General features: G+C 72.2%; 14 protein-coding genes. 2 read left to right on the top strand and 12 right to left on the bottom strand.

Annotated elements, in window-relative coordinates:
* Nucleotides 1-72: 72 nt before the first annotated feature.
* From KIH74_RS18970 to KIH74_RS19025, 12 genes are all read right to left on the bottom strand, one after another.
* Nucleotides 73-318 (bottom strand): Flp family type IVb pilin, encoded by a 246-nt coding sequence (locus tag KIH74_RS18970; protein WP_214157305.1) that lies wholly within the window; start codon nt 316-318, stop codon nt 73-75.
* 171 nt (nt 319-489) lie between these two features.
* A complete protein-coding gene (locus KIH74_RS18975; RefSeq protein WP_214157306.1) occupies nt 490-1,146 on the bottom strand; it encodes a response regulator transcription factor in 657 nt (218 codons plus the stop codon).
* Entirely contained in the window at nt 1,143-2,879 is a 1,737-nt protein-coding gene (locus tag KIH74_RS38745) for a sensor histidine kinase (RefSeq protein WP_214157307.1), read from the bottom strand. The genes KIH74_RS18975 and KIH74_RS38745 overlap by 4 nt, the downstream gene beginning before the upstream one ends.
* Before the next feature lie 162 nt (nt 2,880-3,041).
* A complete protein-coding gene (locus KIH74_RS18985; RefSeq protein ID WP_214157308.1) occupies nt 3,042-5,081 on the bottom strand; it encodes a hypothetical protein in 2,040 nt (679 codons plus the stop codon).
* Between the two features lie 8 nt (nt 5,082-5,089).
* Nucleotides 5,090-6,019 carry a type II secretion system F family protein gene (locus tag KIH74_RS18990; RefSeq protein ID WP_214157309.1) on the bottom strand — a complete coding sequence of 310 codons (930 nt, stop codon included), beginning with the start codon at nt 6,017-6,019 and terminating at the stop codon, nt 5,090-5,092.
* Nucleotides 6,019-6,984 carry a type II secretion system F family protein gene (locus KIH74_RS18995; RefSeq protein WP_214157310.1) on the bottom strand — a complete coding sequence of 322 codons (966 nt, stop codon included), beginning with the start codon at nt 6,982-6,984 and terminating at the stop codon, nt 6,019-6,021. The genes KIH74_RS18990 and KIH74_RS18995 overlap by 1 nt, the downstream gene beginning before the upstream one ends.
* A 3-nt stretch (nt 6,985-6,987) precedes the next feature.
* A complete protein-coding gene (locus KIH74_RS19000) occupies nt 6,988-8,349 on the bottom strand; it encodes a TadA family conjugal transfer-associated ATPase (protein WP_214157311.1) in 1,362 nt (453 codons plus the stop codon).
* On the bottom strand, nt 8,346-9,527 hold the full coding sequence (locus KIH74_RS19005; RefSeq protein WP_214157312.1) for a CpaE/TadZ family protein: 1,182 nt from the start codon (nt 9,525-9,527) through the stop codon (nt 8,346-8,348). Before KIH74_RS19005 ends, KIH74_RS19000 begins: the two co-directional genes overlap by 4 nt.
* Nucleotides 9,524-10,207: an SAF domain-containing protein gene (locus KIH74_RS19010; protein WP_214157313.1), complete on the bottom strand. Its 684-nt coding sequence runs from the start codon at nt 10,205-10,207 to the stop codon at nt 9,524-9,526. The genes KIH74_RS19005 and KIH74_RS19010 overlap by 4 nt, the downstream gene beginning before the upstream one ends.
* Nucleotides 10,207-11,397 carry a Tad domain-containing protein gene (locus KIH74_RS19015; RefSeq protein ID WP_214157314.1) on the bottom strand — a complete coding sequence of 397 codons (1,191 nt, stop codon included), beginning with the start codon at nt 11,395-11,397 and terminating at the stop codon, nt 10,207-10,209. Before KIH74_RS19015 ends, KIH74_RS19010 begins: the two co-directional genes overlap by 1 nt.
* Before the next feature lies 1 nt (nt 11,398).
* The gene (locus tag KIH74_RS19020) at nt 11,399-11,875 is read right to left on the bottom strand and encodes a TadE/TadG family type IV pilus assembly protein (RefSeq protein ID WP_214157315.1); all 477 of its coding nucleotides are present in this window, start codon (nt 11,873-11,875) and stop codon (nt 11,399-11,401) included.
* 236 nt (nt 11,876-12,111) lie between these two features.
* The gene (locus KIH74_RS19025) at nt 12,112-13,896 is read right to left on the bottom strand and encodes an AMP-dependent synthetase/ligase (protein ID WP_214157316.1); all 1,785 of its coding nucleotides are present in this window, start codon (nt 13,894-13,896) and stop codon (nt 12,112-12,114) included.
* Nucleotides 13,897-14,122: 226 nt separating this feature from the next.
* Here KIH74_RS19025 and KIH74_RS19030 point away from each other — a divergent pair, with 226 nt between their 5' ends.
* Complete coding sequence (locus KIH74_RS19030) at nt 14,123-14,674, top strand: hypothetical protein (protein WP_214157317.1); 552 nt, start codon at nt 14,123-14,125, stop codon at nt 14,672-14,674.
* A 76-nt stretch (nt 14,675-14,750) separates the two neighbouring features.
* Nucleotides 14,751-15,194, top strand: coding sequence for an SRPBCC family protein (locus tag KIH74_RS19035; RefSeq protein WP_214157318.1), 444 nt, complete (start codon nt 14,751-14,753; stop codon nt 15,192-15,194).
* Nucleotides 15,195-15,217 lie beyond the last annotated feature (23 nt).

Genomic DNA, 15,217 nt, shown 5'->3' on the forward strand with positions numbered 1-15,217 from the left:
GGAAGCCGTGTGGCTTCCGGGTTTCTCGTGCGGCGACCGCTCTGCGCGGCGGTCCCGGTGAAGGTGATGCGTTCAGTTGGTGGCGGTGGGCGCGGGGGCGCTGGCGCCGCACTCGCCGCCGGTGTCGCCACCAGAAGCGCTGACGCCCGCGGACAATGAGTCGCAGGTGTCGCTGAAGGTGTTCCTGACGATCGTGCCGAGGCCGAACACCACGGCGACGATCACAGCGGCGATCGCCGCGACCATCAGGCCGTACTCAACGGCGGACGCGCCGCGGTCCTTCGCGTCCGCCGTCACCTTGCGGAGGTTGCTGAGCATGCGGATCCCTTTCCTGGGGTGCTCGGTGGGTTCTTCCCTCCGAAGACAAGCTCAGCGTGCCAGGCGGGTAGCGGTGCGTACTCAAGGTGCGAAAGGGATCAACCCAAAAGCGCCCCAGTCCTCGGCCGTTCGGTCGAGGACTGGGGCTGGTGTTACCGAAAACCCATGGGGTCAGCGGCGTTTGGAGTCGTCTACGAGGCCGAGGCGGACGGCTGCCATGACCGCCTGAGCGCGGTTGCCGGCACCGAGTTTCTCGTAGATGTTGGCCACGTGGGTCTTGGCCGTGGACTCGCTGATGTACAGCCGCCGGGCGATCTGTGCGATGGCCAGGCCGTCGACCAGCAGATCGAGCACTTCCCGTTCGCGCGGAGACAGTTTCGGCCCGGCCGGGGCGCTCATCCGGCGCTGCATGGCGCCGGCCAGGTCGCGCGCGGTGAAGGCCCGCGGGTTGGCCGCGGCGTGCCGGGCGGCGGCCACGACCTCCTCGGCCGGAGCGTCCTTCCCCACGAAACCCGAGGCCCCGGCGTCCAGTGCGGCGAAAACCTGTTCGTCTCCGGCGTACATGGTGAGCACCACGATGCCCATCGTCGGATTGCTCGCGCGCACCTGGGTGGTCAGGGTGATCCCGTCACCGTCCGGCAGCCGGACGTCGGTCACCAGAACGTCCGGCCGGAGCCGGTCCAGGGTGCTCATGGCGTCCGCGACCGACGCCGCCTCGCCGACGACCTCGATGTCACCTGCCCGGTCGAAGGCCCGTCGAAGGCCTTCCCGGATCAGCTGATGGTCGTCGACGAGCACAACCCGGAGGTTCGCCGTTGCGCTGGTCAATTAGTCACCTCCTGGTCGGTCCGCGCGGGTGAGGCCGCCCGTGACCTTGTCGTCTGCGGAACAATGGTGGGAATTCCGTGCGGGTCGGTGAGCGAGACCCGGGTCACTGCCGGACGAGCCAGGTGCCGGGGCTCGAAGGCCGCGGTCTCGGTGCCGAGACCGAGCTCGACCAGGGTGCCGCCCTCCGGCCCCGGGCCGACGTGCAGGTTGGCGCCGATGCGGCGGGCCCGTTCGCGCATCCCCTGGATGCCGAAACTGTCGGCCCGCCCGGGTTTCAGCCCACGCCCGTCGTCGATGACGGTGATGTGGGCCCGAGGTGGCTCGACGGTCACGGTCAGCCAGAGGTTGGTGGCCTGCGCGTGCCGGCGGACGTTGGTGATCGCCTCCTGGACGATCCTCAGCAACTCCACCTCGACGGTGATGGGGAGCCGCTTCGGCGACTCGTCCATGGACAGGTGGATGGCCAGGTCGGACTGCGCGGCGATGCGCTGCGCGTGCTCGCTCAGCGCGGCACCCAGCCCGACCGTGTCGTTCACCCCGTGCCGCAGGTCGAAGATGCTCATACGCAGGTCGGCCACCATCGCCTGGAGCTGCTCGCGCACGGTCATCACCTGCTGCGCCACGACCGGGTCGGAGTTCTGCCGGATGTCGTCGAGCGCGTAGCCGACCGAGGCCAGGTCTTGCGCGATGCCGTCGTGGATCTCGCGGGCCAGGCGCATGCGCTCGTCGGTGGTGGCCAGCCGGCGCACGTCGTCGAACAGCATGGCCGACGCCAGCCGCGGGCCGGACTGGTCGATCACCGTGCGGCAGCTGCGCAGCGACGGGTTGTCGAGACTCGCCGCCGTGATCACCAGTACCAGGGCCACCACGCGTTCGCCCATCAGCACCGGGATCGCCGCGAAAGCCCGGTTGGACGCCTCACGTTTCACCGGCTGGGCGCTGACCCAGGCGTCTTCGATGGCCAGTTCGGCGGCCTCCGGCGGTTCGTGCCCGGACAGCGCCACGAATCGCCCGCCGGTGGAGCGCGCCAGCACCACCGCGTCGGCCTGCGGCACCACCGCGCGGATGTCTTCGGCGAGGGCGGTGGCCAGCGTGCGCGGATCCAGGCCGAGGCTGAGTTGCCGCGCCACCACGTGCAATTCGGACAGCAGCCGGTGGGCGTCGGCGTAGGCGGGCTCGCTGTCGGGGGCCACATCGGCGCGCAGCCGGCGGATCCAGGCGCCCACCGCGGGCACGGCGACCAGGATGAACACCCAGGCGAGCAGCGAGTTGTTGCCGTTCAGCTCGTCGATGTCGACCTCGCTGGAGGTGATCACCGTGCCGCCGAAGGCGACCACCGCGGTGGCGGCCGCGGCCAGGCCGTAGAGCAGCCCGGACGACAGACCGGCGATGAACAGTGGGACGGTGAGGTAGGGCAGGAACAGCAGGCCGCTGGTGCCGATGCCACCGATGATCACCGACGCGGACAGGGTTTCCGCGAGAGCGGGGATGATCGGCGGCACGGCTCTGGGAAGAGGCAGCGAAGCGAGTGCCGCCACGCAGAACAGCATGAGCGCCGGAATCACTGCCTCGCGGGGGGAGACGCCCCCGTCACCGATCGAGCTGCCCGCCACGATCCCCAGGGCAACAGCGGTGCTCGCGAAGATCAGAATGATTCCGGCACGGATCACGAGAGGGAGGAAGACACTCTTCACTCGTAGTTCCAGCACGGCCACGGTGACAATCTGCCACACGAGGGATACTCGTGGCTTGGGATCGTCCAATACGACCCTTAGATCCGCGCCGGTTTAGGGAAAGTCACGAACCGTTCTGGTGTGATACATCCGGTGACGGCCGATTTTCCCGGGCCGCCGGCGGCGAAAATCCGCTCGCCGGCGACACGCCGGTGATGTGCCCTAACGCTCCGGTTCGGGCTCGCGCAGCGGTGCCAGCGCCCGGGCCAGACGCCGGGTCTCGATCGCCTGGGCCAGCAGCACCGAGGACTCGCGCACCGCGGGGTACACGGTGGACAGGTCCGCCTCGGTGAACGCCCCACCGTCCTCGTCCCGGGCCAGCACGACGATCACCCGCACGTCCGGCACCGGCACGGCGAGCAGGTGGTGCCAGGCCGCCAGGGGCGCCCCGGCCAGCTGCTGCCGGACGATGTCGGTGTCGTCGATCAGCACCGCCCGGCCGGAGCCGATCTCGGCCACCAGCCAGTGCGAATCGGGCAGTTCCAGGCGGCGTTCCGCCGGGCGCAGGCCGACCCCACCGCTGACCCGCCAGATCTCGCCGTCCGGCACCAGCACCGCGGCAGCCTCGGATCCGGACCGCTCGACCAGGTCGTCGGCCAGGATCTGCGAGGTGTCGCTGACCCCGTACAGCTCACCGGAACGCTCGTACAGCGCCCGGATCAGGTCGGCGGTACGCAGCACGGCCCGGCCGTCGAGCTGACCGTCGAGTGCGCCGGGCGGGGTGATCAGCGCGGAGGCCTCGGCGTCGAGGCGTCGCTCCAGGGCGCTGGCCATCGGCAGGCCGTAGGGATCGGTGCGCGGGCCGAGCGGGTCGGTGACCAGGCCCCGGCCCGGGGTGCCCGGCGTGGCGTCGGCGGGATTGGCGCGGCGCTGGAGTTTTCGCGGCCGGTCGCCCAGGCGCTGCGAGCGCCGGTTCGCCGCGATGTTGCTGCTCTCCAGCGAGATGCTGCCGGTCTCGGGCGCGATGTTGCCGCGCTGCCAGCGGCTGACCGGCCGGGCCGGTGGCGCCGGTGGGGCGGGAGGGCCGCCCTGCACGGCGCGGTTGCTCAGCGGGAACTGCCCGGTCGGCGGCTGCTCGGAGAACGGCCGGGCCACCGGGCTGGAGTAGGACAGGCCGGCGACCTGCGACGAGGTGACCTCGATCGCCTGGGTGGCCGGAGGACCCGGGCGGCGGGCGCGGTCGTGCTGCGGACCCTGACCGGCCCGGCGGGCGGCGATCTGCTGCCCGAGCCGGCCGGTGGCCGGGCCCAGCGGGGGCTGTTGCGGGCCGGGGGCCTGTGCCCCGGTGGCCAGCTGCACCGGCTTCTGCGCGGCGGGGCCGGGCGTCGGTGCGGCGGTCTTGCCCGCACCAGGTTCCTGCGCGGCCGGCTGCTGGGCGGCCGGCCGCCGGGCCTCGGGTTTCGAGGCAGCGGGTTGGCCGGCGGAAGTCTGTTGCCCGTCCGGTTTGCGCGGAGAAGGCCGGGACTGACCGGTTTTCGCCACGGAAGCAGAGGCGGATGAGGACGCGGGTTTCTTCTTGGCGCTCTTGGCCACCTGCTCGGCGGCCTTACGCACCTTCGCCTGAACGGCGGCCTGCTGCACGGCCTTCGCGGCGGCCACGTCGGCGGGCCCCGGCGAAGCGGCGGCAGGCTCAGCGGCAACCGACCCGGAGCCGGCCGCGGACCCGGCGGAGGGTTGTGCCTTCGCGGGCTTTTCGTCGTCTTCAGTTGAGGGTTCCGCCACCACGACGGCGGGCAGAGGGGTTTTCACGGTGGCGTCCGGATCGTCGTCCTCCGTCGCACCGGCGTCAGCGACCGAAGTGACCGAGGCGGAAGCGACCACCGGCATCGCACCGGTCGGCTCGACGGTGATCGACTCCGGGTCTTCGTCGAGCAGCACGGCGACCCCGCGCACCAGCGCCTGGCGGGTGATCGGCAGCGGCACCACGTGCACGCCCTCGACCTGCTGGGCCTCGACCTGCTCCCACTCCGGCTGGTAGCCGGAGATCAGCATGACCGGGATCGCCTGATCGTCTTCCCGCAGGGAGTTGACGGTGTTGACGGCCAGCACCGGGTCGCCCACGTCGAGGACCAGCACCTCGAAACCCTCGACGTCGGGCAGTCCCTGCTCGAGCTCGTCGGCCGAGTGTTCCTCGACGTCGTGCAGGTCGGTCAGTCGCATCCCGAGCGCCAGGGAGCGCGAGACGATCAGCAGTCGCGCCATCCGCGCCCTCACATACCTCTGAACTGTTCGAAGATCCTGAGCCCCGCTGGGCCCATGACCACGATAAACAAGGCCGGCAGGATGCAGAAAATCAAGGGGAAGAGGATCTTGACCGGCACCTGCTGTGCCTTCTCCTCGGCCCGCTGACTCCTGCGCACCCGCATCTCCTTCGACTGCACCCGCAGAACTCCGGCGACGGGGATGCCAAACGTATCTGCCTGGACCATAGCTGCCACAAAGATCCTCAGTTCCTCCACAGCCGTGCGATCTGCTAGGGCGCGCAGGGCCGGCAACCTGCCGGTACCCAGCTGCATCTCCTGGAGTACCCGGAAAAGCTCCTTCGCAAACGGCCCTTCGCTACTGCGGGCCACCTGTGCGAGCGCCGCGTCGAACGCCAGGCCCGCCTCGACCGAGATGGTGAGCAGGTCGATGGCGTCCGGCAGCTCACGGCGGATGCGCTCGGTACGGTCGTGACCCATCTGATGGACCCACAGTGACGGCCCGCACCAGCCGAGAACTGAGAGCCCGCTGAGTGTGAGAACCGTCCCACGGGCTCCTGCCCCGCAGAAGGGTGGCACCGCGAGCCCGGCCAGGGCACCGGCCACCAGCCCGAGTGCCTTCAGCCCGAGAACCCGGTCGACATCCCACCCTTTCGGGTTACCGGCGAGATCCAGCCGGGAGCGCAGCCGCTCGATCCGCTCGCGGCCGGCCATCCGGCGCCCGGCCACCGCGAACCGCCGCACCAGCGGGGCGAGCACCCGCTCGGCGAACGGCACCGCGAGCTCACGCTGACGCAGCGGCGCGCCACCCGCCCGGAAGCCGGCCAGCAGCGCCCGCCGGGCGCGCGCGTCGAGCCGTTGCCGCCCGGCCAGCAGCAGCGCCGCGAACCCTCCGGCCAGCCCGGCGAACAGCGCGGCCGTTCCGGTGAGCAGCAGCATCACACCTCCACCCGGATCAGCCTGCTCATCCAGAAACCCCCGGCGGCCAGCAGCAGCACGCCCAGCAGCAGCAGCGCGATCCCGCGCGGCGTGCTGAACAGCGGATCGATGTAGTCCGGCCGGGCCAGCATCAGGTACAGCGCGAACACCACCGGCAGCGCGGCCAGGATCGCCCCGGACAGCCGGCCCTCCGCCGACAGCGCCGCCACCTGCCGGCGCAGCCGTTCCCGTTCGCGCAGCGTGCCCGCCACCGAGGTGAGCAGCTCGGCCAGGTTGCCGCCGACCTCACGCTGGATCCGGATCGCGATCACCACCCAGGAGAAGTCCTGGCTGCCGGTCCGGGCCGCGATGCCCTCGAGCGCGTCCTCGGCCGGGCGGCCCAGCCGGGTCTCGACCAGCGCCCGGGTGAACTCGGTGCGGATCGGCGGGCGGGCCTCACGCACCACCGCCTCCAGCGACTGCGGCAGCGAGTGACCCACGGCCAGGCTGCCCGCCAGCAGCTGGAGCGTGTCCGGCAGCTGGGCCAGGAACCTCGCCTCGCGCCGGGTGCGGGCCGCCACCAGCACCAGCCACGGCACGAGCAGCCCGCCGAGCAGGCCGAGCGTCGCCGCGACCGGCCGGCCTCGGGTGAGCACGGCGAAGAGCGTGGCGCTGCCCGCGGCCGCCCCGGCGTGCAGCAGCAGCCACTCGCCGGGGCGCAGCGACAGCCCGGCCGCCTCCAGCCGGGTGTCGAGCGCCCGGTCCAGCCGGCCGGTGCGGGCCACCCGGCTCATCAGCCCGACCGCGGAACGGGTCAGCCGGCCCCCGCCGAGCCCGCCGGAGGGCGGCACCACCGGCCCGGAACCGTTCGTGTGGGCGGCGATCCGGCGCACCACCTCCGGCTCCTGCCCGGCCGGGCCGGTCAGCACGGCCGAGATCAGCAGGACGAACGCGACGAAGAGCAGGGCCAGCCCCAGCGGCAGCACCCGTCACCTCCCGAAAGAGCGCGGATCGAGCCGGATCCCGGAACGGCCCAGCTTGTCCAGGAAGGCCGGGCGCAGGCCGGTCCAGCGCAGCCCGCCCGGGCCGGAGTAGTCGTAGGTGAAGACGTCCTGCACGGTGATCACGTCGCCCTCCATGCCGATCACCTCGGTGACGGCGGTGATCCGGCGTGAGCCGTCGGGGAACCGGGCCTGCTGCACGATCAGGTCGAGGGCGCCCGACACCTGCTCGCGGATCGCCCGCACCGGCAGGTCGAGGCCGGCCGTCAGCACCATCGTCTCGACCCGGGAGAGCACGTCGCGCGGTGAGTTCGCGTGCACCGTGCAGATCGAGCCGTCGTGGCCCACGTTCATCGCCTGGAGCATGTCGAGCGCGGCGGCGTCCCGGATCTCACCGACGATGATCCGGTCGGGCCGCATGCGCAGCGCGTTGCGCACCAGCTGGCGGATCGAGACCTCGCCCCGGCCCTCGATGTTCGGCGGCCGGGACTCCAGGCGCAGCACGTGTTCCTGGTGCAGCTGGAGCTCCGCGGCGTCTTCGATGGTGACCACCCGCTCGGTCTCCGGGATGAACCCGGACAGCACGTTCAGGGTGGTCGTCTTGCCGGCCCCGGTGCCGCCGCTGACCAGGATGTTCAGCCGTCCGCGCACACAGTCGGCGAGCACCTCGGCCACTGCCCGGGTGAGGGTGCCGAGCTGGATCAGGTCGTCGATGCCGAACGGGTCGGTGGCGAACTTGCGGATCGTCAGCAGCGAGCCGTCCACCGCCAGCGGGGGGATGATCGCGTTCACCCGGCTGCCGTCGTGCAGCCGGGCGTCGACCATCGGGCTGGCCTCGTCGACCCGCCGCCCGACCCGCCCGACGATCTTGTCGATGGTGCGCCGCAGATGGGCCTCGTCGGTGAACCGGCCGTCCACCGGGTGGATGCGCCCGCCCCGCTCGACGTAGATCTGCCCCGGCCCGTTCACCATGATCTCGGTGACGTCCGGGTCGCGCAGGAACGGCTCGATCGGGCCGAGACCGAGGATGTCGTCGGCGATCTCGCCGGCGATCCGGGTCCGGTCGGCCACGGTCAGCGGGATCTGCCCGGCGTGCAGCACCTCGTGCAGGGTCTGCCGCACCCGCTGTTCCAGCTCGGTCTGGCTGAGCCGGGCGTCGTACAGTTTCGGGCCCAGGCCCTCCAGGAGGGTCTCGTGCACGGTGCGGCGCAGCTCGGCGAACGGGTCCGTGGGCCGGTCGCGGCGCCGGGTTCCAACGGTGGACGACGAGGGCCCCGCCACCCCGGAGCGGGTGCCGGAGAACTCGGCGCGCTCGGCCCGGGCCCGGGCCAGCCGGTCGCCCAGGCTCACCGCCGGAACCTCCGGCGCCCCCGGCGTTCCCGGCCTTCTCTGCTTTCCCGGCCTTCCTGGGTGCTGCCGGTCACCTGGTCGCGGGCGAACCGGGTGACGGCCTGGCTGACCGGGTGACGCGGGTCGTCCTGCACGATCGGCACACCCCGGTTCACCGAGCTCGGCACGTCGCGTGAGCTGGGGACCTGCCCGGCCAGCGGCAGGCCGGCGGTGCGTTCCACCTCGGCGTGGCTGATCCCGACCCGGGAGTCCGAGCGGTTCAGCAGCAGCCGCAGCCGGCCGGGCGGGTAGCCGAGCTCCAGCAGCGTCTCCACGGTGACCTTCAGCGTCTTCAGGGCCGGCACGTCCGGTGTGACCACGAGCGTGATCAGGTCGGACACGTCGAGCGCCGCCAGCGCGTGGTCGTCGAACCGGGGCGCGGTGTCCACCACCACGTGGTCGAACTCGTCGCGCAGCACCTCGATCAGGTGCGAGACCAGCTGCGGGGAGATCGATTCCGCGGCGCTCGGCTCGGTCGGCGCGACGATCGCGCTGAGCCCGGCGGAGTGCTGGGTCAGCATCGCGGCCACCGCCGTGGAGTCGATGCCGTCGCCGAGCGGCACCGCGTCGGCGATGGTGTGCGCCGGATACAGCTGCATGGTGACGGCCACGTCGCCGAAGGCCAGGTCGAGGTCGACCAGGCAGACCCGGCGGTGCCCGCGGTCGGCCAGGGCCGCGGCCAGGTTCACCGCCAGAACCGTCTTGCCGCAGCCACCTTTCGCCGAGAACACGGTGAGCACGCGGCCCCGGCGGCCCGGCGTCCCGCGTGGTGGCTGCTCCGGCGCGACCCGGCTCAGGCTGCGGCGCACCTCGGCCCGCAGCCGCAGCGTGTCGCGGTGGTCGACCACGGCCGACATCCGGGTGCGCAACGCCTCCTGGAGCAGCGGTGTGGTGATCTCGTGCCGTACCAGGATCACCTCGGCGTGCGGCCGGTGCTCCCGCAGCAGGTGCGCCACGCCGAAGGCCTCGCGCTCGTCCACGTCCGGCCCGAGCACCAGGGTGTCGGCGTCGGTCATCGCGCCCACGTGCTCCCGCAGATCGAGGACGTCGCTGAACACCGGCCCACTGCCGCCGGTTCCGTCGCGCAGTGCCGCCCCGACCGGTGGGTGCGGGTCGAAGAACACGGCCTCCCCGCTCACCGGCCGGCCTCCGTGACGTCGCCGGCCGGGACCACCGCGAAGTACAGCGGTTCGCGCCGGCCCAGGGCGGTGATCAGCAGCCGGGCGACCCGCTCCCGCACCGACAGCCCGACCACGGCCTGCGGCACGGTGGCCGCGGCCACGCCGTTCGCGCCGTCCGGACCGGGTGTCCCGGAGTCGTCCAGCGCACCGCCGACCGAGATCACCCGGGCCTGCTCGACCAGCACGTCCACGTCGCCCTGCGGGTCGGTGCGGAACACCCGCACCGTGGAGCCGACGCCGAGCAGGCTGACCGCGCGGTTCGGGTCTTGCAGCAGCACGTCGACGCCGAGTTCCCCGCTGCGGATGGCGGCCTCGGCCCGGGCGCCGGGCCGGGTCAGCTGCCGGCTGTCGATCGTGGCGCCGGTCAGGATGCCGGCGGTGGCGGCGCGGCCGATCACCGCGGCCGGGTCGGTGACGCTGGTCGGCAGCTGGTCGCGCACCCGCATCACCCGGGTGGTCAGGTCGCCGGCGCCGATCGTGGTGCCCGCCGCGATGGCGCGGGCGGCCACCACGTAGCCGGCGGTGGCCTCGGCCCGGGCGGCCCGCTGCCCGGCCTCACGCACGTAGAGCGCCACCATCGCGGTGCCGATCGCGGCCAGCAGCACCGACAGGACCAGCAGGAGCGTGCGCCGGCCCATCAGCCGCCGCCCGTGAGCACGGCCTCGCGCGGCATCCCGGCTCCCAGGTAGGGGCCCACGGTGAGGGAGCCGGACACGGTCTCCGGCAGGTAGCCCGGATCGACGAGGAACCCGGTGAACCCGGTGAGCCTTCCGTCGCGCAGGTCGAGCCGGTCGATCCAGAGGTATCGGAAACCGGTGACGGGCAGCGGGTTTCCGTCGTCCATCAGTTCTGGATCGACTACCGGCAGCACCGCCAGGCGGTGACTGCGGACGGCGGCTGCGGTGATCCAGCCCCGGTTCTCCGGTGCGGCGGGGCGCCCCTGGGCGAGAAGTGACCACAGGGGCCGGGTTCCGGCGTGGAACGGGTCGAGCAGGGTGGGGCCGGTGAACAGGTCGGTGGCGTCGATGCCGGCGTGGCCGCCGAGGGTGAGGGTGCCGTGGCCGGTGTCGCCGATCAGCCGTCCGGGGCGGTTGCCCTCCGGTTCCAGGAGGCCGCGGGTCAGTGCCTGCGTGAGGTCGGTCCGGTCGGAGAAGCCCTGCCGCAGAGGGAGGTCGGGACCGGTGCGAAGGTTGCGCTCCAGCGCCGTCTGTGGGTCTGCGGTGTCCTGCCGGGGGAGGGAGACCGGGTGAGGACGCACGCATCCGGGCGAGCGGGCGCTCCCGACACAGAGACGGCCGCTCGTCAGGTCCGCCGGGGTGACCGTGAACGGCAGCAGCCCGGAGCCCAGCGGGGTGCCGATGCGGGCGCCCGCCGACCGCTGGATCGTGGCGGAGCCGAACCCGAGGGCCCCGGCCAGGCCGAACCGCACGGTGGCCGGGGGGAGCAGCACGCGCAGGGTCGGCGCCGGGGTGGAGGGGCTGGTCACCGGCCGGCCGTCGCCGGTGGTGAAGGTGATCTCGCCGTTGCCGGGGTCGCCGTCGGTCCAGGCGGTGGCGGTGATGCCGCCCGGTGGGCAGAGCGGGCCGCTCTCCTCGCCGGACGCGCAGACCGCGTCGAGGGTCGAGTTCAGCCGGTCCACGGCCGTACTGATCGTGGGCAGCCCCCGGGCGCCGGCCAGGGCCAGCCGGTCGGCCAGCGAGCGCAGGTCGTTCTGCCGCAGGTAGGCCTGCCCCACGTCGACGGCCAGGGCGGCGACCCCGAACAGGAACGTCGACACGGCCAGGGCGGTCACGACCGCGACCGCGCCGGTGTCGTGGCGGACGGGCACCTCAGCCTCTCGGGGTGGTGGCGGCGCAGCCGGTCAGGGCGGAGCTCAGCACGCTCTGCACGCCCGTGGTGGAACTGCGCACGACGCTGCGGGGGAACGGGATGCCGGGCAGGCCGAGGTCGAGGGGCCGGTAGGTGGCGGTGACCCGGACCTGGCCGGAGGGTTGCGGTAGATCGGTGACCCGGCCGGCCGGGTCGAGCCACTCCAGCCGGGTACTGCCGACATCGCCCGGGCTGAGCCCCTTCTCGGTGAGTGAGCGGGTCAGCAGCTCGTCGAACGCGGTGCAGTCGGCGACGCCGGTGGAGGCCTCCCACCCGGCCTCGTCGAGCGCGGCGCCGAACGACTGCAACTGGAACAGCCCGTAGCCGTACTGGATCACGCCGAACAGGAACATCAGCAGAAGCGGCAGCACCAGCGCGAATTCGACGGCGACGGCACCGCCCTGCGGATCAGGCGGTCCGGAAGACCCTGTGGCCACGGGAGACTCGGCCGCCGCCACGGAAGTCGCTGCGGCTCCGGTGGTTCCGACGGGACGCACCGCGTCTCCTCCTTGTCCGGCGGTCTACCCGGCGACGCCCTGTCCGGTGCCGGTGACGCACCGTTGCTCAGTCTGCACCATGAGTGGGCGCGGTGAGGCCGGTTCGCCCAAGAACGGGAGATCGTGTCGCCGGAGCGGGGGACGGGGGGAGGAGTGGTGGCCGGTGCTGGGGGTTTTCACCCGTAGAGCTTCTCCAGCTCGCCGGCGTAGTCCTTCAGGATGGCCTGGCGCTTCAGGCTCTGCTTCGGCGTGAGATGGCCGGACTGCTCGGTGAAGTCGGTGGTGAGCACGTGGAACTTGCGCACCGACTCGGCCCGGCTGACCAGGGTGTTGGCCTTGTCCACCGCGCTCTGGAGCTCCGCCAGCACATCCGGGTCCTGGGCGGCCGCGGCCACGTCCATGGCCGGCTTGCCGCGGTTGGCCAGCCAGATCGGCAGCATCTCCACGTCGAGCGTGATCAGGGCCGCGATGTACGGCTTCTGGTCGCCGACCACGATGCACTGCGAGATCAGGGGATGCCCCCGCATGCCGTCTTCGAGCACGGCGGGGATCACGTTCTTGCCGTTGGCCGTGACGATGATTTCTTTCTTGCGGCCGGTGATCGACACGAAACCCTCGTCGTCGATCGAGCCGAGGTCACCGGTGGAGAACCAGCCGTCGTGCAGCGCGTCGGCGCTGGCCTGCGGGTTGTTGGCGTAGCCGCGCATCACGTTGATGCCCCGCACCTCGATCTCGTCGTTCTCGCCGAGCCGCACCCCGACCCCTTGCAAGGGCCGGCCGACCGTGCCGATCTTGTTGTGCGCCAGGGTGTTGCAGCTGACCGGAGCGGTGGTCTCGGTGAGCCCCCAGCCCTCCAGCACCGGCAGCCCGACGCCGCGGAAGAAGTGACTGAGGTCTTTGCCCAGCGGGGCCCCGCCGGACACCGAGCCGCGCAGCCGCCCGCCGGTGGCCGTGCGCAGCTTGCCGTAGACCAGCTTGTCGAAGAGCGCGTGCTGCAAGCGCAGGCCCAGACCCGGGCCGCCGGCGTCGAGCGACTGGCTGTAGCGGATGGCCACCTGCGCGGCCCGGCCGAAGATCTTGCCCCGGCCGGAGGCGGTGGCCTTGGCCTCGGCGCCGTTGTAGATCTTCTCGAACACCCGGGGCACGGCCAGCAGGAACGTCGGCTTGAAGCTGTCCAGGTCGTCGAGCAGGGTGGCAGTGCTCGGCGTGTGCGCCATGGCGGCGCCGGTGACGATGCACATGGCCTGGATGTAGCGGGCGAACACGTGCGCCAGGGGCAGGAACAGCAGGGTGCTGGCCTGGTCGTTCACCAGGTCGCCGAAACCCACGGCGGCGGCCCGGGAACCGGCGATGAAGTTGGCGTGGGTGAGCTCACAGCCCTTCGGCCGGCCGGTGGTGCCGGAGGTGTAGATCAGCGTGGCCACCGACTCGCCGGTGGCGAGCGCGCGGCGCTCGTGGATCACCTCGTCGGCGGTCTCGGCCCCCAGCTCGCCGAGCGTGGGCACGGCACCGTCGTCGATGGTCAGCACCTCGCGCAGGCCGGGCAGGTCGGGCCGCAGCTGACCGACGATCTCGCGGTGCGCCGCCGTCTCCACCACGATCGCCACGGCGCCGGAGTCGGACAGGATCCACCGCACCTGCTCGGCCGACGAGGTCTCGTAGACCGGCACCGTGACGGCGCCCGCGAACCAGACGGCGGTGTCGAGCAGCGTCCACTCGTAGCGGGTGCGGGCCATCAGCGCCACCCGGTCGCCGGCCTGCACGCCGAGGGCGACCAGGCCCTTGGCCGCGGCGACCACCTCGCCGAGGAACTCGGCGGACGTGACGTCCTGCCAGCCCTCCGGCACCTGGCGGCGGAACGCCACATGGGTGGGCCGTTTCTCGGCGTTGCCCACCACGATGTCGCAGAGGTTCTCCTCGGCTTCGAGGGGAAACGACCTGGGGACGATGATCTCGCGCACGCGCCGAGCCTATGCTGCCCCCGGAGCAAATCCGAGCGCTCCGCCGTGGACATCGGTGCCGGACAGCGCAAAACCGGGTCGAAATCCGACGAACCCACCGCACTTGTGCCCTGGTGGGAGCCCGTTGCGCGGAACTCGCCGGACCGCTCGCCGATGCCCGTGTTCACCCGTCCGGCCCAGGCCTGTGCACCTCAAGGGCACCCGGGAGCCGGTCGAGACAGACGCGGTGACCGGCTCCCCGTTCCAGGCCTCACCGCAGCAGACCGGCACCAGCAGGTGCCGGGAGTGCGGCGCCCGGCTGAACCCCGGGGACGCCTGGTGCTCGCTCTGCCTGACCTCCACCACCGTTCCCGTGGCTGGCGGGGCAACCACCATGAGGGACGACGGGAGCGCCGCCGCGTCCGGCGTCGTTCCGGATGCGGCTGTCGTTCCGGATGCGGCTGTCGTTCCGGATGCCGGGGCCGGGTCCACGGCCGTGCCGGGGCCCCGGGGTGGGCGGCACACCCGGCAGCCCGGTGACGACGGCGGTGACGGTGCGGGAAGTGGCGACGGTGCGGGCAGTGGCGACGGTGCGGTGGGCCCGGAGGCCGAGCGGCTGATCGCGGAACTGGCCGCGACGGAGTCGGGTTCGCGCAGCCGCCCGGTGCTGGCGGTGCTGCGGGCGCACCTGGCCCTGAACGAGCTGCCCGGGGGCCGGGCGGCCCTGGCGTTCGGCGGGGCACTGCTGCTCCTGGTCGTGCTGATGGCGGGCCTGACGTTCCTCGGCATGCTGGTCTGAACCGGGCAGGCTGTGCTTTCGGGAGATGGCGGTAACGTTCAGAGCCACCCCCGCCGAGAGCCAGAGAGAGGCCCGCATGGCCGACCAGACCGAGTCGAGTGTCGTCATCGACTCCACGCCGGGGAACGTCCTCGGTGTGATCGCCGACTTCGAGCGCTACCCCGCGTGGGCCGGCGCCGTGAAAGAGGTCGAGGTGCTCGACCGGCTCGCCGACGGCCGCGCCGCGCGGGTGCGGTTCACCCTCGACGCCGGCGCGGTCCGTGACACCTACGCCCTCGACTACACCTGGGCCACCCAGCCCGACGGCACCGGCGAACTGTCCTGGAAACTGGTGCAGTCCGGTGTGATGAAGGCCATGGACGGCAGCTACCGGCTGGTGCCCAGCGCCGCCGGCACCCAGGTCACCTACCGGCTGGCCATCGACCTGCGGATGCCGATGCTGGGCATGCTCCGCCGCAAGGCCGAGAAGACGATCATCGACACCGCGCTGACCGAGCTGAAGAAGCACGTCGAGTCCTGATCGAGTATTGAGAAGGGGCCGGA

Source organism: Kineosporia corallincola (assembly GCF_018499875.1).
Taxonomy (GTDB): domain Bacteria; phylum Actinomycetota; class Actinomycetes; order Actinomycetales; family Kineosporiaceae; genus Kineosporia; species Kineosporia corallincola.

Coding starts and splice junctions, on each gene's coding strand:
- KIH74_RS18970 (WP_214157305.1), bottom strand. CDS start 318: ATGCTCAGCAACCTCCGCAAGGTGACGGCGGACGCGAAGGACCGCGGC.
- KIH74_RS18990 (WP_214157309.1), bottom strand. CDS start 6,019: ATGCTGCTGCTCACCGGAACGGCCGCGCTGTTCGCCGGGCTGGCCGGA.
- KIH74_RS18985 (WP_214157308.1), bottom strand. CDS start 5,081: ATGGCGCGACTGCTGATCGTCTCGCGCTCCCTGGCGCTCGGGATGCGA.
- KIH74_RS19010 (WP_214157313.1), bottom strand. CDS start 10,207: ATGGGCCGGCGCACGCTCCTGCTGGTCCTGTCGGTGCTGCTGGCCGCG.
- KIH74_RS19035 (WP_214157318.1), top strand. CDS start 14,751: ATGGCCGACCAGACCGAGTCGAGTGTCGTCATCGACTCCACGCCGGGG.